Origin of the sequence: Xanthobacter pseudotagetidis (assembly GCF_043194795.2) — a bacterium.
GTDB lineage: Bacteria > Pseudomonadota > Alphaproteobacteria > Rhizobiales > Xanthobacteraceae > Xanthobacter > Xanthobacter tagetidis_A.
Map to the genome: position 1 here is coordinate 3,905,502 of NZ_CM195534.1, position 16,227 is coordinate 3,921,728.

The window sequence follows — 16,227 nt, forward strand, 5'->3', positions numbered from 1 at the left end:
TTCGACCCGAATCAAGCAATTGGCGCGCCACTCCACCAAGCGAGCCGCGCCGACAGAAGGGAAGGAATCAACCATGAGCAATCCGTTCCGCGACGCGACCTATGCGCAGGCCCTGGCGCTGCTGGAGGAGCTTTTCGGCGCGCGCGATGCGCTGGTGTTCCGCGACCGGCGCTTCTCCTTCGCCGACCTCCGCCGGGAGGCGGACGCCGCTTCCCGGCGATTCGCCGCGCTGGGACTGAAGGCGGGCGACAAAGTCGGAATCCTGATGCCGAACCGGCCGGAATTCGTCTGGTCCTGGCTTGGCGCGGCGCAGATGGGACTGGTCTGCGTGATGCTCAACACCCGGCTGCGGCGCGACGAGATCGCCTACCAGCTCGGCCAGTCGGACTGCCGTGCGGTGGTCGTGGCCGATGCGGGGGACGGCCCGGACTTCCTCGAAACGCTGGCGGAACTTTGCCCCGGCCTGCGCGCGGGAACGCCCGGCGCCATTGCCGGCGCAGCGCTGCCGATGCTGGATTTCGTCGTGGTCTGCGAGGAGACGACCCGCGGCTATGCCGGAGCCATAACCTGGACCGGACTCGGCGGAACCGGACTCGGCGAGAATAGGCACGAAATGCCGAGATTAGCGGCTGATCCCGCCTCCCCCGCCATCATCTCCTACAGCTCCGGCACCACCGCTTTGCCCAAGGGCGCGATGATCTCCCACTGCCTATGGCGCAAGGCCTGGGACATCGGCATCCGGGTCGATCTGACCGCCGAGGACTGCCTCTATCTGGCCATCCCCATGTTCGGCTCCATGGCCACCATGAACGGCATCGCCCCCTATTGGGTCCGCGGCGCCAAGGTGGTTCTGGGTGAGCAGTTCGACGCCGGCGCCTGCCTCGCCGCGATCGCGCGGGAGAAGGTCACCGGCATGCACGTGCTGCCACCGATCCTGCGCCAGCTCCTGGCGCATAAGGAGTTCCGCACGACCGACACGTCGTCCCTGCGGCTCGCCTACACGCTCAGCATCGACCCCGACATCCTCGCCCAGGTGGAGGACGAACTGGGCGTGCCCGGCACCATCACCGGCTACGGCATGACCGAGACCACCACGGTCGTCACCCGCAACCGCTGGGACGATCCGCGCGATGTGCGCCACGCCACCCAGGGCTGGCCGCTGCCGGACCTGGAGGTGGCCATCGTCGACCCGAAGACGCTCGCCCCCATGCCGGCGGGCGAGCCGGGCGAGATCTGGGTGCGCGGCTATTCCATCATGCTCGGCTACTACAAGAAGTCGGAGGAAACCGCCCGCGCGCTCACCCCCGACGGCTGGCTGCGCACCGGCGACTGGGGGCGCCAGGACGACACCGGCCGCGTGACGCTGCTCGGCCGGCTGGGCGACACCTACAAGTCGCGCGGCTTCAACGTCTCCCCGGCAGAGGTGGAATACGTGCTGCAGCGCCATCCGGCGGTGGAAGTCTGCGCCATCGTCGGCGTTCCGGACACGCAGCACGGCGAGGTGGGCGTCGCCTTCGTGGTTCCCGCCGCCGGCACGACCGCGCAGGAGGCCGACCTGCTCGGCTTCCTGAAGCCGCAGATCGCCTCCTACAAGATGCCGGCCCGCGTGTTCTCCATCGACGCGCTGCCGCTGACCTCCGGGACCGGCAAGGTGCAGAAATTCAAGCTGCGCGCCGATGCGCTGGACCGCCTGGGGCTCGCCGCGCCCGCGCCGGCCCAGCCGGCATCGGCCTGAGCGGACGGGCGCCGGAAGCGCGATCGAGGCGCGGCGATATTGTTACCATCTCATCGCATCAATCGGGCCTATTATCACCATATTATTGGTGACAATATAATTTGAACGTGCTCAGAATAGCTCAACAATAAAGGAGACGCCGCATCCGCCGACCTGCGGAGCGGTGCCCGACGGGAGAGGCTCGCGATGGGGGAGAAGCGTTTTTCCGGGCGGCGGGTGATCGTCACCGGCTCGGCGCGCGGCATCGGCCGGGCGACGGCGGAACGGTTCGCCGAGGACGGCGCCGCGGTGGCGATCGTCGATCTCGATGCTGCGGCCGCCGAGGCCACGGCGGCGAAGATCGCCGCAGCCTACGGCACCCAGGCGGTGGGCATCGCCTGCGACGTCGCGGTGCGCGAGCGGGTGGACGCCATGGTGGACGAGGTGGCGCAGCGGCTCGGCGGCGTCGACGTGCTGGTGAACAATGCCGGCGTCACCCGCGACAACCTGATCCACAAGATGGAGGACGAGGAATGGGACCTCGTCATGGGGGTCCATCTGCGCGGCGCCTTCCTGTGCACCCGCGCCGCCCAGCGCCACATGGTGCCGCAGAACTACGGCAAGATCTGCAACGTCTCCTCCACCTCCGCCCTCGGCAATCGCGGGCAGGTGAACTATTCCACCGCCAAAGCGGGCCTCCAGGGCTTCACGCGCACGCTCGCCCTGGAACTCGGGCGCTTCAACATCAACGTGAATGCGGTGGCCCCCGGCTTCATCGACACCGAGATGACGCAGATCACCGCCCGCCGGCTCGGCCACGAGCCTGAGGCCTATCGCCAGATGCGGGCCAAGACCATCGCCATCGGCCGCGTGGGCGTGCCGCGCGACGTGGCGAACCTCGTCTGCTTCCTGTGCTCGGACGAGGCGGGCTTCGTCAACGGGCAGGTGGTCTATGCCAGCGGCGGCCCGGAGACGCGGCGCGGCTGATGCCGCCGCCGGAGCCAACAGCCAAGAACAATCCGAACGAAGTGGAGGAGACGATGATCGATCCCGTCGAGGCGCTGGAGCGCGACGACATCAAGGAGCTGGAAGCCCTCGCCATCGGTGAGTTCCGCCCGCGCGGCGCGAGCTATGACGCCAATTGCGACATGCCGCGCGAGAACATCGAGGCGCTCTTCTCCCGCGGCTGGCTGACCACGACGCTGCCCAAGGAGATGGGCGGCAAGGGCTCGAACCTCACCACGAACGATCCCTCCACCTACCTGCAGGCGCTGCGCGTGATCGCGCGCGGGTGCAGTTCCACGGCCCATTGCTACCAGGTGCAGAACCACACCGCCTGGGCGGTGCACGACCTCGGCACGCCTGAGCAGCGCGAGCGCTTCATCGAGCCCATGTTCGCGCGCCCGACGCTGACCGGCTTCGTCGGCTCCGAGGCCAAGCGCAAGCACATGTACATGATGAACACCTCCGCCAAGCGGGTGGACGGCGGCTTCATCCTAAACGGCGAGAAGAACTACGCCACCAATGGGCCGATGATGAGCTTCGCCATCATCTTCGCCGCCATCGAGGGCGTGAACAACTATCTCGACAACCACCAGATGCTCATCGTCGAACCCGGCATGGACGGTGTGACGATCGACAACGACTGGTACCGGCCCAACGGCATGCGCGCCGCGGCAAGCCCGATCATCACCCTCGACAACGTGTTCATTCCCGACAGCCATGTGCTGGGCGAGCCCGGCGCCTATCCGCGCGGGCGCTGGCAGGGCCGGTTCCATCTCGGCTTCACCGCCAACTATCTCGGCACCACCGAGGGCATGTACGAATGGTGCCGCCAGTACCTGATCGAGCGCGGGCGCGGGAAGGCGGAGCTGATCCAGATGCGCATGGGCGAGATGCGCATCGCCCTCGATGCGGCCGGCGCGATCTTCCACGATGCCATCCGCGCCTTCAAGACCCGCTCGGTGGTGGAGGCGGAGCTGCTCTCCATGAGCGCCAAGTCCACGGCGGCCCACGTCGCCTTCGAGCTGTCGCACAAGCTGATCCACGCGGTCGGCTCGACGGCGCTGTTCGACGAGTATCCGCTCGCCCGCTACCTGCGCGACCTGGAGACCCACGTGCTCCATGCCGGCCATGACCGCACGGCGCAGATCGTCGGCCAGGCGGTGCTGAACGAGACCTTCGACTCGACCCTCCAGCGCTGAGGCGCGGGGCGATGCGGCGGCGCTTCGACGAACTGACGGTGGGGGAGCGGCACACGCTTTCGAGCGATGCCGTCACCACCCGCCAGCTGGTGATGTATGCGGGCGCCTCCGGCGACTTCAACCGCATCCATTTCGACCAGGCCTACGCCCAGGAGGCCGGGCTCGGCGGCGTCATCGCCCACGGCATGCTCACCATGGCCATCGCCGGGCGCAGCGCCTGCGCGCTCGGCGGCCCCGGCGCGTTCGTGCGCGACATCGAAGGCCGCTTCCTCAATCCGGTGCGGCCGGGCGACGTGGTGGTGATGACCGTCGAGGTGACGGCGAAGGAGATGCGGGCGGGCGTTCCCTGCTGCGATCTCGCCATCGTCGGCGAGGTCGAGGGGCGGCGCGTGTTCCAGGGCACGGCCACCCTCGCGTTTCCGCTCCCGCGTTGAGACGGAGAACGCGGCTTCCGCTCCCGTGCCTGCGCCACGGGCCCACACGTTCGCCAAACCGGGAAAGGGGTCGATGAAGAGCGTCCTCATCGCCAATCGCGGCGAGATCGCCTGCCGCATCGCGCGCGCCTGCCGCAGCCTCGGGCTGAGAAGCATCGCCGTCTATTCCGACGCCGACCGCGACGCGCTGCACGTGGCGCTGGCGGATGCGGCGGTGCATATCGGCCCCGCCCCGGCGCGGCAGAGCTATCTCGACGCCGATGCCATTCTCGCCGCCGCGCGCGCCACCGGCGCCGCGGCGATCCACCCCGGATACGGATTCCTTTCGGAGAACGCCGCCTTCGCGCGGAAGGTCGCGGACGCGGGCCTCGTCTTCGTGGGCCCCGGCGACGCCATCATCGCCGAGATGGGTGACAAGGGACGCGCCCGCGCCCGCGCCGAGGAGGCCGGCGTTCCGGTGCTGCCGGGATCGGGACGGCTGACGGATGAGACAAGCCAGGACCTGATTGCCCGCGCCGCCGCCGTCGGCTTCCCCCTGCTGGTCAAGGCCACCGGCGGCGGCGGCGGCATCGGCATGCGCCGGATGGACGCCGCCGGCGACCTCGCCGCCGCCGTGGAGCGCGCCCGCGAGCAGGCGGCCCGCAGCTTCGGCGACGACGGCGTCTATCTCGAACATTTCGTCGCCGCGGCACGCCATGTGGAGGTGCAGGTGTTCGGCACCGCGCCCGGCCGCGCCGTCGCCTTTCCCGAACGGGACTGCTCGGTGCAGCGCCGCTTCCAGAAGGTGATCGAGGAGAGCCCCGCCACGAACCTGCCCGACGGCGTCGCGCGCGGACTGAGGGATGCGGCCGCCCGGCTCGCGGAGCGGGTCGGCTATCTCGGCGCGGGTACGGTCGAGTTCATCGTCGATGCCGTGACCGGCCGCTTCTATTTCCTGGAGATGAACACCCGCATCCAGGTGGAACACCCGGTGACCGAGATGGTGACGGGCCTCGATCTGGTGGCGCTCCAGCTGCGCCAGGCGGCCGGCGAGGACCTTTCGGCGGCGATCCCCGATGCGCCGCAGGCGGACGGCCACGCCATCGAAGCCCGCATCTACGCCGAGGCGCCCGAGCGCGGCTTCCTGCCCACGCCCGGGCGGCTGGCGCGGCTCGATCTGCCCGCGCCGCAGCCCGGCGTGCGCATCGACTCAGGGGTGCGTTCCGGCGACCAGATCACGCCCTTCTACGATCCCATGATCGCCAAGGTGATCGCCTGGGGCGCCGACCGCGAGGCGGCGCGCCGCCGCCTCGACGACGCGTTGGCGGCGACGTGTATCGATGGCGTGGGGTGCAATCTCGCCTTCCTGCGCGCGGTGCTCGCCCATCCGGACTTTCGGACCGGGAGTATCACGACGGATTTCATTGTCCGCAACGGGCCTCAGCTGATGGCCGGCCTGTCCAAGAATGCCGTGCCTGCGTGAACCGCACCGCGGCGTGCGCCGAGCCGGCAGCCATTTCCAGATTATTACCACCGCTCTAAGTATCAATCTGGACAAATTGTATTGATCTGGATCAAGCCTTTGCTATAGTTCGAGTCAACGAAGATGCGACCGGCACAGCCGGCGCACCCGGGAGGGACCCATGGGATTGGCGCGCAGGATCCTCGATCCGATCGCGAATGTGCTGCTGCTCGCCGCTGGCGTGAGCATCGTGCTGATGATGGTGATCGTCGTCGGCGACGCCGGAATGCGCGGCCTGTTCAACGGCACCGTGCCCGGCAGCCAGGAGCTGACCGCCAACTACTTCATGGTCGCTGTCACATTCCTGCCGCTCGCCTGCGTGCAGCGCGAGAAGGGGCACGTCATCATCGAGCTGTTCACCGGCTGGCTGCCGCCGCGCATCGTGGCTTCGCTGGACGCCGTGGTCTATCTCGCCTGCGCCGCCGGAACGCTCGTGTTCTGCTACGCGACCTACTTCAAGGCGCTCGCCATGACGCGGGCCGGCGAATACGCGGTCGGCACCGTGATCGTCACCATCTGGCCGACGCGCTGGCTGGTGGTGGCCGGCGCGCTGGTGCTCGCGCTCTATCTCCTGCTCAACGCGGCGGAGGAAGCGCGCGCCGCCGTCTCCGGCAAGCCGGCTCAGGGCAGCGCCCGCCATGGCCACGCCATCGACGTCGACTGACGCCGCGCATCCTGCCGCCTTTTCTCGAACCGACGTCTTCAAGGGCCAGCCATGTCATCGATCACCGTCGGCATTCTCGCAATCGCAATTCTGCTGCTGATGCTAGCCGTGCGCGTGCCGATCGCCTTCGCGCTGGCCTCGGTGTCGGTGGTGGGAATGCTGGTCATCCGCGGACCGGCCGCGGCGCTGAGCGTGCTCGCCGAGCAACCCTACAACTTCATCGCCCACTGGTCGCTGTCGGCGGTGCCCATGTTCATCCTCATGGGCACGGTGGCCTATCACGGCGGCCTCACCCAGAGCCTCTACAAGGCCGCGCGATTGTGGCTGAGCGCCCTTCCGGGCGGACTCGCGGTGGCGAGCACCGCCGCCTGCGCCATGTTCGCCGCCGCCTCCGGCTCCAGCGTCGCCACCGCATCGGCCATGGGGCGCATCGCGATCCCCGAGATGCTGCGCTACCGCTACGACCCCGGCCTTGCCACCGGCGCGGTGGCGGCCGCCGGCACGCTCGGCTCGCTCATTCCGCCCAGCATCCTCATGGTGCTCTACGCCATCTTCGCCGAGGTCTCGGTGAGCCAGGCGCTGGTGGCGGGCGTCATCCCCGGCATCCTCTCGGCGATCATGTTCGCGACCATGATCGCGATCCGCTGCAAGCTCAATCCGTCCCTCGCCCCGCCGGTGGAGGAGGAGGTGAGCTGGGCAGACCGCTGGAAGGTACTGGCGGCCGTGTGGCCGCTTCCGGTGCTGGTGCTGGCGGTGATCGGCAGCATGTATGTGGGCATCTTCACCGCGACCGAAGCCGCGGCCGGCGGCGCGTTCATGACCTTCGTCATCGTCGCGCTGCGCGGCACCCTGAACTGGCGCGTGATCAAGGAATCGGTGGTGGAATCGGTGAACTCCACCGCCACCATCCTGTTCATCGCGCTCGGCGGCTTCCTGCTCTCGCGCTTCATGGCGGTGTCCGGCCTGCCGGCTTACGTGGCCCACGTGGTCGACGGCATGGAACTGCACTGGCTCTACATCATCGTCGGCGCCTCGGTGGTCTACATCATCCTCGGCATGTTCCTGGATTCCATCGGCATCATGCTGCTGACCCTGCCGATCATGCTGCCGGTGCTGGAAGCCGCCCGCCTCGATCTCATCTGGTTCGGCGTCCTCGTCATCAAGTACCTGGAGATCGGCCTGGTGACGCCGCCCGTCGGCCTCAACGTCTTCGTCATCAAGAGCGTGGTCGGCAAATCCGTGCCCTTGGAGACGATCTTCAAGGGGGTGATGTGGTTCATCGTCACCGACATCATCACGCTGATCCTGCTGATCGCCTTCCCGCAAATCTCGCTTTTCTTGCCTAATATCATGAAGTGAAAAAATAAAACTGGGAGGATCCAAGATGAAACACACACTCTTCGCCGCCGGACTGGCCGCGGCCTGCGGCGCCGCCCCGTTGCTCGCGACGCCGGTGCTCGCCGCGGATCCCGTCAAGATCGTCTACGCCAACTACCTCAATCCAAAGCACATCACCAACCCGGTGCTGGTGCGCTACTTCCAGGACGTGGAGCGGGATTCGAAGGGCACGCTGAAGTTCGAGTACCATTTCGGATCGTCCCTGCTCTCGGGCAAGGACATTCCCGGCGGCGTCCGCGACGGCATCGCCGATGCGGGCTATTTCGTCGGCGCCTACATTCCCACCGAGATGCCGGTGGACAATTTCCTGGCCGAGTTCAGCCTGCTCAACGACGAGCCTCTCGTCATGACCGCGGTGCTGAACGAGCTCGAGCTGTTCAACTGCCCGCAATGCACGGACGAGTTCAAGAAGTTCAACACCCGCTTCCTCGCCACCTACGCGCTGACGCCCTATGTCTACCACTGCCGCACGGAGCTGAAGAAGCTCTCGGACTTCAAGGGCAAGCGCGTGCGCGGCATCTCCGCCTATGCGGACCTCGCCCGGGCGCTCGGCGCGGTGCCGGTGAACGTCAGCCCCGACGAAGGCTACGAGGCGCTGGATCGCGGCATCATCGACTGCGCGCTTCATTCGATCGCCGCCCAGAAGGCCCGTTCCTATGGCGAGGCGGCGAAGTTCGTGCTCCTCGACCCGCTCGGCGGCTTCCTCGGCGCCGCTCTGTTCGACCTGCGCATCGACAAGTGGAATGCCCTGAGCGTCGACCAGCGCAAGGCGATCGTCCAGAACCTGCCCCAGCTCGTCACGGACTCGATCTTCAACTACATCCGCGAGGACGAGGACGTCGTGACGGAGTACACGAAGAAGGGCACGAAATTCTATAAGGGCGACGCCGAATTCGGCGCGTTTGTCCAGGATTTTGCCAAGAAGTACACGGCCACTGCGGTCGAGAAGGGCGCCAAGGTCGGCGTGAAGGACCCCCAGAAGATCGCCGCCGAGCTGACCCGCCTCGCCGACAAGTGGCGCGGGCTCTTGGAGAAGAACGGCCGTGACGCGGCGACGTTCAAACGCCTCCTGTGGGAGGAGGTCTACTCCAAGGTCGACGTGCAGAACCCCATCAAGTGAGGGGCTGAACGCTGCCGCGGGCTCGCGACGAGCCTGCGGCAGGTGTTCGCCGGGCCTCATGCGGGGCCGCGGCTGGAGGAAGAGATGCCGGTTGATGACAGGCTGCGCGTTGAGGACGGGGATGGCATTCGCCGTCTCGTGCTCGACCGGCCGCAGGCGCGCAACGCGCTCGATGGCGCGCTCGTCGCCGCCCTCACGCAGGCGATCGAGGACGCCGGCGCCGATCCCGAGATACGGGTCGTGGTTCTGGCCGGAACCGGCGCCGGATTTTCCGCCGGCGCCGACCTCAAGGAGACGGCGCGCATCACGGAGGCCTTCGAGGCCGCCTCCCACGCGCACCGCATGCGGCGCCTGCTCGACGCGCCGGGCGAGATCGACAAGCCGGTGATCGCCGAGGTCCACGGCTTCGCGCTCGGGGCCGGATGCGCCCTGGCGCTCGCGTGCGACGTCGCGGTCTGCGCCGCCGACGCCCGGCTCGGCTTCCCCGAGATGCGCCATGCCGTCGTGCCGGCGCTGGTGGTGCCCGGCATCGTGCGGCGCGCCGGTCCCCTGGTGGCGTTCGACCTGCTCGCCAACGGACGGATCTTCACGGCGGCCGAGGCGCAGATTCCGGGCCTCGTGGTGCTGCCTCCGGGGGCAGACGCTGTGGCTGAGACCACGCGCCGGGCGGCCGAGCTTGTCGGACATCCCGCCGAGCTGGTCGCGGCGGTCAAGCGCATGGTGCGCACCAGCGATCGATCCGACCGCGCGAGCGCCATGGACGCGGCGGAACAGGTGAATGTGGAGAACCGCCTCAGGCGGGCGCGGGCGACGCGGCAGGATGAGGGATGACGAGATGAGGTTTCACGAGGTCGGCGACCGCGAACCGGTCATCATCGATGCCATCCGCACGCCGGTCGGGCGCCGCGACGGCACCCTGCGCGAATGGCATGCTGCGGCCCTGCTCGGCCACGTCTTCTCCCGCCTCATCAAGCGCACGGGCCTCGATCCGGCGCTGGTAGACGACGTGGTGGCCGGCTGCGCCACCCAGGTCGGCATGCAGGCCGGCAACGTGGCGCGCACCGCGCTGCTCATGGCAGGCATGCCAGTGACGGTTCCGGGCACCACGGTGCAGCGCGCGTGCGGCTCCTCGCAGCAGGCGGTGCATTTCGCCGACACGCTGATCCGCTCGAACGTCTGCGACGTGGTGGTGGCCGGCGGCGTCGAGGTCATGTCCGCCACCCGCGGCGGCAACGACGACACGCGCTACGGGTCGCGCTACCCAAAGGAACTGGTGGAGCGCTTCTCCATGCCCAGCATGGGCGAGGCGGCCGAGCGCATCGCCGAGCGCTGGGGCCTCGACCGCACCTATCTGGACGAGATCTCCGTCGAGAGCCACCGCCGCGCCGCCGCGGCGCAGGAGGCGGGACGCTTTGGCGCCGACATGATCCCGGTCGCGGGCGCCGACGGCGTGACGCTGACGCGCGACGAGGGCGTGCGGCCTGGGTCGAGCGTGGAGAAGCTCGCCACGCTGAAGCCGTCCTTCCGGCCCGAGGGACGTGTCACGGCGGGCAATGCCAGCCAGGTCTCGGACGGCGCGGCCGCGCTCCTGCTGATGAGCGCCGGCAAGGCGCGCGCTCTGGGGCTCATGCCCCGCGCCCGCGTCCATGCGCAACTGGTCGTCGGCGTCGATCCCGAGATCATGCTGACAGGGCCGATCCCCGCCACCCGCGGCATCCTGGCCCGCTCCGGGCTCGCGCTCGACGACATCGACCTGTTCGAGATCAACGAGGCGTTTGCATCGGTGCTCGGCGCCTGGATCAAGGAGATCGGGCCCGACCTCTCGCGCGTGAACGTGAACGGCGGCGCCATCGCCATGGGCCATCCGCTGGGCTCCACCGGGGCGCGGCTGATGACGCTGCTGATCGGCGAACTGGAGCGTCGCGGGGGCCGCTTCGGCCTGCAATCCATGTGCTGCGGCGGCGGCATCGGCACCGCGACCATCATCGAGCGCATCGAGCCCTGAGCGCTCCGCGCAGCCGCCCCGGCCTTCACTCTCGACCCGGCGGGCAGACGCAGCCGACCCTCGCAGGACGGCCGGCCGCGCCTCCCCCCGCTCAGGTCGCCGCCATGGCCCGCGGCTCGCTCGCCGCGAGCCGGGCGGTGAGCGTGTCGGTCAGTTGCGAGGGGGTATCGACAACCGTGATGCCCGCCGCCTCCAGCGCCGCGCGCTTGGCGGGATAGCCGCCGGCGCTGCCGGTGACGATCGCGCCCGCATGGCCCATCTTCTTGCCGGGCGGCGAGGCGCGCCCGGCGATGAAGGCGACCACCGGCTTCTGCATGCCGGCGGCATATTCGGCCGCCTTCTCCTCCATGGCGCCGCCGATCTCGCCGACCATCACCACCGCGTCGGTGCCCGGGTCCTTGTCGAGGGCCTGGAGCGCGTCGCGGGTGGTGGTGCCGATCATCGGATCGCCGCCGATTCCGAGGAAGGCCGACTGGCCGAGGCCCGCGCGGGTCAGGTTGAGGCAGACCAGCGTGCCGAGGCTGCCGCTGCGCGAGATCACGCCGATGCGGCCGGGCCGGAAGATGTTCGGGTTGTGGCCCGGCATGATGCCGACGAACCCCTCGCCCGGCGTCACCAGCCCGGCGGTGTTGGGACCGACGATGCGGGTGCCGCTGCGGGCCGCGGCGCGGTGCATGGCCATCACGTCGTGCGCCGGGATGTGCTCGGTGAGCACCACGAGGAGCCCGGCGCCGGCATCGATGGCGTCGAGCGCGGCCTCCCGCGCCGCCGCGGGCGGGATGAACATCACCGCCACGTCGAACGGCTCCGTCCGCGCCGCCTCGCGGGCGCTGGCGAAGAGCGGCACGCCGAGATGGGTCTCGCCGGCCCGCTTGGGATTGACGCCGGCGACGATGCGGGTGCCCTGCCCCATCATCTTCTCGGCCCAGAACGAGCCCTGCTTGCCGGTGAGGCCCTGGACGAGCACGCGGTGGTGCTTGCGAAAGATGATCATCGGGCTGCCTCCACCGCGGCCTTCACCGCATCTTCCATGAAATCGAACGGCTCGATGCCGAGGCGCTCGCGCACCAGGCGCACCGCCTCGTCCTCGCCCGTGCCGTGGATCGAGAAATAGACCGGCAAGGTCGGCCGCAGGGTCTCCCACGCCTTCACCACGCCCTCGGCCATCACGTCCGTGCGCGCGAAGGCGCCGCAGAAGTTCACCACCAAGCTCTTCACGCCGGGATTGGAGAGCACGAGGTCGAGCGCGGTCTCCGCCTTGGTGTAGGCCTCGCCGCCGATCTCCAGGAAATTCGCCGGCCGGCCGCCGAAATGGGCGATGGCATCCATGGTGGTCATGGTCAGCCCAGCGCCGTTGGCGAGCACGCCCACGTTTCCGTCGAGCTGGATGAACTTCAGCCCGGCGCTGGCGGCGCGCCGCTCCAGCTCGGTGGCGGGATCGCTAGCCGCGGCGGCGGCCAGCTCCGGCTGGCGGAAGGCGGCGGAATCGTCGAGCGTGAACTTGCAGTCGAGCGCCACCACGCGCCCGTCGCCGAGCACCGCCAGCGGATTGATCTCCAGCAGCTCGGCATCGCTCGCCACATAGGCGGTGTAGAGCCGGGCGAGGATGTCCACCACCTGGCCGTGCGCGGGGCCGAGATCGAGGCCGCGCACCAAAGCGGCGGCATCCTCGCGGCTGAAGCCTGCCTCGGGATCGACGATCGCGCGCCGCAGCGCGTCCGGCCGCGCGGCCGCCACCTCCTCGATGTCCATGCCGCCTTCGGTGGAGAACAGCACCAGCGGACGCCGGCTCGCGAAATCGGAGAGCACGGCGGCGTAGAATTCGCGCGCGATCTCGGCGCAGGCCTCCACCAGCACGCTTTCGACCTTGTGGCCGTCTATGGACATGCCAAGGATCGTCTCGGTGGCAGCGGTCGCGGCATCGGGCGTCGTCGCAACCTTGATGCCGCCGGCCTTGCCGCGCTTGCCGGTCGGCACCTGCGCCTTGACCACGCAGGGACCGATCTCGCGGCAGGCGTCCGCCGCCTCCGGCGGCGTGCGACACAGGAAGCCGCGCGGGATCGGGATGCCCGCCGGCGCGAGCACGAGGGCCTTCGCGGCCTGTTCGACGAGGTTCATGGCGCGGCCCTCACTTGCCGTACTTTGCCCAGAAGGGTCCGAACAGCTCCTCCTCGGAGGGCTTGTCCTCCGGGATCACCGTCACGAGATGGGTGATGTTCAGGAAATGGCGAAAGCTGAGATTCTCGGAGATCGAGTTCTTCTGCCAGGAGCCGCAGCCCATGGAGAGGGTGAAGCCGAGGCCGGAATCGAAGCCGCCCCCATTGCCGAAGGTGTGGGCGAAGTTGACCAGCACCCGCACCACGTCGAGGTCCTCCGCCAGCTCACGGGCATGGTCCATCTGCGTGGTGTGGATGCCGAGCGAGTGGCCGCGGCCCTGATGGTCGAGGATGTCCCGCACCAGGCGCTTGGCGTCCTTGAAGTCGCGCGCCCGGTAGACCGTCAGCACCAATGAGAGCTTCTCGCCGGAGAAGGGATGATCCCGGCCGATGCCAGCCTCCTCCACCATGAAGAACTTCGCCGCCTTGGCGGCATCGGGCAGGCCGAAGGCCTCCGCGAGGATCGGTGCATCGCGGGCGATGAGGCTGCGGTTCAGCTTGCCGCCGGCCCACAGGCTGGTGCGCACGCGCTCTTTCTCGTCCGGCGCGCACATGAAGCCGCCGGCCTCCTCCAGCGCGGCGATTGCCGCGTCGTAGACCTCGTCGAGGATGACGACGGCATTCTCGGACGAGCACGAGGTGGAATTGTCGAAGATCTTCGAGGCGCAGATCTTGCGGGCGGCGTCGGCGAGATCGGCGCTGGCGTCGATGATCACCGGCACGTTGCCCGCGCCGACCCCGATGGCCGGCGTGCCGGACGAATAGGCGCGCCGCACATTGTCCTGCGATCCGGTGACGACCACGAGGTCGGCCATGCGCATCAGCGCCGTGGTGCTCTCCTTCGTCACCGGCTCGGGCAGCACCTGCACCAGGTCTTCCGGCAGCCCGATGCGGGCCAGCTCGGCGCGCATCATCTCCACCACCCGCGCGGTGGTGCGGTAGCCGAGGGGAGACGGGGCGATGACGATGGCGTTGCGGCCCTTGAGCGCCATCATCGCCTTGTTCGCGGGCGTCGCCGCGGGATTGGTGGAGGGCGTCACCGCGCCGATCACCCCCATGGGCTTGGCATATTTGACGATGCCCCTGGCGTGGTCCTCCTCGATCACCCCCACCGAGCGGCCGCGCAGGAGGTCGCGCAGGGTGCCGAAGGTCTTGCGCTGGTTCTTGGTGATCTTGTCGGGCACGTTGCCGAGGCCGGTGTCCTCCACCGCCAGCTCGGCCAGCTCGCGCGCGCGGCCCGGCTCGTAGATCGCCCAGGCGAGCGCGCGCACCGCCTCGTCGGCCCGCTCCTGGCTGACGTCGGCGAAGCTCTCCTGCGCCCGGCGGGCGGCGCGCATGGTGCGCTCGACCGCGGCGATCGCGTCGTCCGCCACATCGAGCGGCATGATGACGGCCTGTGACATTCACTTCCTCCTTGCGTTGTTCCTCGATGCCGGCCGCCATCGGCTGCCTGCACGCGCCCTCGGGGAGCGCCTGAAGCGTCGGGGCCTGGCGACAGCCGTCGCCGGCGCCCCTATTCGGCGGGCGCGGGGCGCCTGCGGGGGATGAGGGTGCCGATCACGGGCAGCAGCAGCGTCAGCGCCACGAGCACCAGGACCGAGCCGGAGATCGGGCGGGTGAAGAACACCGTCCAGTCGTTCTGGAACGAGATCATGGAGTTCATGAACGCCTCCTCGGCGAGCGGGCCGAGGATCACGCCCAGCACCATGGGCGCGATGGGAAAGCGCATGCGCTCGAACAGGTAGCCGACCACGCCGAAGCCGAGCATCAGCCACAGGTCGGTGACGTTGGAGCGGATCGACAGGGCGCCGATGAAGCAGAACACCATGACGAAGGCGGAGACCACCGCCTCCGGGAAGTCCATGATCTTCACCAGCGGCCGGATGGCGAAGTAGCCGAGCACGCACATGGCGGCGATGCCGACGAAGAGCGAGGCGAAGATGGTGTAGACCATGGCCGGCGAGGTCATCATCACCTGCGGGCCGGGCTGCACGCCGTGCAGCATGAAGGCGCCGAGGATGGCCGCGGTGGCGCCGCTGCCGGGGATGCCGAGCGCCAGGAGCGGGATCAGCGCCCCGCCCACCGAGGCGGTGGCCGCGCACTGCGGCGCGACGATGCCCTCGGGCACGCCGGAGCCCATGCGGCCCCGCTGGCGGCCGAACTGGCTCTCGACGCCGTAGCTCACGAACGAGGCGATGGTCGCGCCCGCGCCCGGGATGATGCCGACCACGTGGCCGAGCACGGTCGAGCGCAGCAGCATGCCCTTCAGCCCCGAAATCTCCTTGAGGCTCGGCAATTGGGTGCGCGTGTCGCTCACCCCCTTGAGCGGCGCGGAGGAGAAGCCGAGCTCCAGCCGCGCCAGCACCTCCGCGACGCCGTAGGCACCGACCATGACCACCAGGAACTCGATGCCGTCGGCGAGGATCGGCGTTCCGAACGTGAAGCGGTAGGAGCCGTAGATGGCATCCGTGCCGACGCTGGCGACCAGCAGGCCCACCGACAGGCTGATCAGCGCGGATGACAAGGAGCCCTTGCCGAGCGAGATCACGCTCGCGAGGCCCAGCAGGACGATGGCGAAGTATTCCGGAGACGAGAACTTCAGCGCGAACTGCGCCACAGGCTTGGTGAGCACCACCATGACCGCCGCCGAGATCAGCCCGCCGATGAGCGCGGCGATCAGCGTCCAGCCCAACGCCTTGGCCGGCTGGCCTTTCTTCGCCATGGCATAGCCGTCCCACAGCAGCGGCACGTGGATCGGCTCGCCGGGAATGCGGAACAGGATCGAGGTGAAGGCGCCGCCGTAGGTGCCGGAGACGTACATCGCCGTCAGGAGGATGATCGCCGCCGTGACATCCATCTGGTAGGTGAAGGGCAGGAACAGCACCACGCCCATCACCAGCGTGAGCCCCGGCAGGATGCCCACCAGCAGGCCGACGACGAGGCCGACGAGCAGCATCAGCATGTGGACCGGCGTGAAGCAGGCCAGAAAGCCTGCGCCGAGCTGGGTGAGAGTATCGAGCATATGAAACGC

Annotated in this window: 14 protein-coding genes; 10 read left to right on the plus strand and 4 right to left on the minus strand. The window is 68.8% G+C overall.

Annotated elements, in window-relative coordinates; genetic code table 11:
* Nucleotides 1–73 precede the first annotated feature (73 nt).
* From V5F67_RS17855 to V5F67_RS17900, 10 genes are all read left to right on the plus strand, one after another.
* Nucleotides 74–1,735, plus strand: coding sequence for a class I adenylate-forming enzyme family protein (locus V5F67_RS17855; protein ID WP_394021616.1), 1,662 nt, complete (start codon nt 74–76; stop codon nt 1,733–1,735).
* Nucleotides 1,736–1,921: 186 nt separating this feature from the next.
* The gene (locus tag V5F67_RS17860; RefSeq protein ID WP_394021615.1) at nt 1,922–2,701 is read left to right on the plus strand and encodes an SDR family NAD(P)-dependent oxidoreductase; all 780 of its coding nucleotides are present in this window, start codon (nt 1,922–1,924) and stop codon (nt 2,699–2,701) included.
* Between the two features lie 53 nt (nt 2,702–2,754).
* The gene (locus tag V5F67_RS17865) at nt 2,755–3,918 is read left to right on the plus strand and encodes an acyl-CoA dehydrogenase family protein (protein WP_394021614.1); all 1,164 of its coding nucleotides are present in this window, start codon (nt 2,755–2,757) and stop codon (nt 3,916–3,918) included.
* 11 nt (nt 3,919–3,929) lie between these two features.
* Nucleotides 3,930–4,352, plus strand: a complete 423-nt coding sequence (locus V5F67_RS17870) for a MaoC family dehydratase (RefSeq protein WP_394021613.1) — start codon at nt 3,930–3,932, stop codon at nt 4,350–4,352.
* Between the two features lie 73 nt (nt 4,353–4,425).
* The gene (locus V5F67_RS17875) at nt 4,426–5,814 is read left to right on the plus strand and encodes an acetyl-CoA carboxylase biotin carboxylase subunit (protein WP_394021612.1); all 1,389 of its coding nucleotides are present in this window, start codon (nt 4,426–4,428) and stop codon (nt 5,812–5,814) included.
* A 160-nt stretch (nt 5,815–5,974) separates the two neighbouring features.
* Nucleotides 5,975–6,517: a TRAP transporter small permease gene (locus V5F67_RS17880; protein WP_394021611.1), complete on the plus strand. Its 543-nt coding sequence runs from the start codon at nt 5,975–5,977 to the stop codon at nt 6,515–6,517.
* Between the two features lie 51 nt (nt 6,518–6,568).
* Nucleotides 6,569–7,876, plus strand: a complete 1,308-nt coding sequence (locus V5F67_RS17885) for a TRAP transporter large permease (RefSeq protein ID WP_394021610.1) — start codon at nt 6,569–6,571, stop codon at nt 7,874–7,876.
* Nucleotides 7,877–7,901: 25 nt separating this feature from the next.
* Entirely contained in the window at nt 7,902–9,035 is a 1,134-nt protein-coding gene (locus V5F67_RS17890) for a C4-dicarboxylate TRAP transporter substrate-binding protein (protein ID WP_394021609.1), read from the plus strand.
* Between the two features lie 84 nt (nt 9,036–9,119).
* Nucleotides 9,120–9,866: an enoyl-CoA hydratase/isomerase family protein gene (locus V5F67_RS17895; protein ID WP_394021608.1), complete on the plus strand. Its 747-nt coding sequence runs from the start codon at nt 9,120–9,122 to the stop codon at nt 9,864–9,866.
* Nucleotides 9,867–9,870: 4 nt separating this feature from the next.
* The gene (locus tag V5F67_RS17900; protein WP_394021607.1) at nt 9,871–11,040 is read left to right on the plus strand and encodes a thiolase family protein; all 1,170 of its coding nucleotides are present in this window, start codon (nt 9,871–9,873) and stop codon (nt 11,038–11,040) included.
* A gap of 91 nt (nt 11,041–11,131) precedes the next feature.
* Here the strand turns inward: V5F67_RS17900 and sucD are convergent, their stop codons facing one another.
* The 4 genes from sucD to V5F67_RS17920 all read right to left on the minus strand — a co-directional run bounded on the left by sucD (nt 11,132) and on the right by V5F67_RS17920 (nt 16,218).
* Entirely contained in the window at nt 11,132–12,034 is a 903-nt protein-coding gene (sucD, locus tag V5F67_RS17905) for a succinate--CoA ligase subunit alpha (RefSeq protein WP_394021606.1), read from the minus strand.
* On the minus strand, nt 12,031–13,158 hold the full coding sequence (sucC, locus tag V5F67_RS17910; RefSeq protein WP_394021605.1) for an ADP-forming succinate--CoA ligase subunit beta: 1,128 nt from the start codon (nt 13,156–13,158) through the stop codon (nt 12,031–12,033). Before sucC ends, sucD begins: the two co-directional genes overlap by 4 nt.
* A gap of 10 nt (nt 13,159–13,168) precedes the next feature.
* The gene (gene sauS / locus V5F67_RS17915; protein ID WP_394021701.1) at nt 13,169–14,581 is read right to left on the minus strand and encodes an acylating sulfoacetaldehyde dehydrogenase; all 1,413 of its coding nucleotides are present in this window, start codon (nt 14,579–14,581) and stop codon (nt 13,169–13,171) included.
* A gap of 128 nt (nt 14,582–14,709) precedes the next feature.
* Entirely contained in the window at nt 14,710–16,218 is a 1,509-nt protein-coding gene (locus V5F67_RS17920) for a tripartite tricarboxylate transporter permease (protein WP_394021604.1), read from the minus strand.
* Between the last annotated feature and the right edge of the window lie 9 nt (nt 16,219–16,227).

Excerpts from the sequence above, each read along its gene's own strand:
- V5F67_RS17855 (WP_394021616.1), top strand. The coding sequence starts at position 74 with ATGAGCAATCCGTTCCGCGACGCGACCTATGCGCAGGCCCTGGCGCTG.
- V5F67_RS17860 (WP_394021615.1), top strand. The coding sequence starts at position 1,922 with ATGGGGGAGAAGCGTTTTTCCGGGCGGCGGGTGATCGTCACCGGCTCG.
- V5F67_RS17865 (WP_394021614.1), top strand. The coding sequence starts at position 2,755 with ATGATCGATCCCGTCGAGGCGCTGGAGCGCGACGACATCAAGGAGCTG.
- V5F67_RS17870 (WP_394021613.1), top strand. The coding sequence starts at position 3,930 with ATGCGGCGGCGCTTCGACGAACTGACGGTGGGGGAGCGGCACACGCTT.
- V5F67_RS17875 (WP_394021612.1), top strand. The coding sequence starts at position 4,426 with ATGAAGAGCGTCCTCATCGCCAATCGCGGCGAGATCGCCTGCCGCATC.
- V5F67_RS17880 (WP_394021611.1), top strand. The coding sequence starts at position 5,975 with ATGGGATTGGCGCGCAGGATCCTCGATCCGATCGCGAATGTGCTGCTG.
- V5F67_RS17885 (WP_394021610.1), top strand. The coding sequence starts at position 6,569 with ATGTCATCGATCACCGTCGGCATTCTCGCAATCGCAATTCTGCTGCTG.
- V5F67_RS17890 (WP_394021609.1), top strand. The coding sequence starts at position 7,902 with ATGAAACACACACTCTTCGCCGCCGGACTGGCCGCGGCCTGCGGCGCC.
- V5F67_RS17895 (WP_394021608.1), top strand. The coding sequence starts at position 9,120 with ATGCCGGTTGATGACAGGCTGCGCGTTGAGGACGGGGATGGCATTCGC.
- V5F67_RS17900 (WP_394021607.1), top strand. The coding sequence starts at position 9,871 with ATGAGGTTTCACGAGGTCGGCGACCGCGAACCGGTCATCATCGATGCC.
- sucD (WP_394021606.1), bottom strand. The coding sequence starts at position 12,034 with ATGATCATCTTTCGCAAGCACCACCGCGTGCTCGTCCAGGGCCTCACC.
- sucC (WP_394021605.1), bottom strand. The coding sequence starts at position 13,158 with ATGAACCTCGTCGAACAGGCCGCGAAGGCCCTCGTGCTCGCGCCGGCG.
- sauS (WP_394021701.1), bottom strand. The coding sequence starts at position 14,581 with ATGCCGCTCGATGTGGCGGACGACGCGATCGCCGCGGTCGAGCGCACC.
- V5F67_RS17920 (WP_394021604.1), bottom strand. The coding sequence starts at position 16,218 with ATGCTCGATACTCTCACCCAGCTCGGCGCAGGCTTTCTGGCCTGCTTC.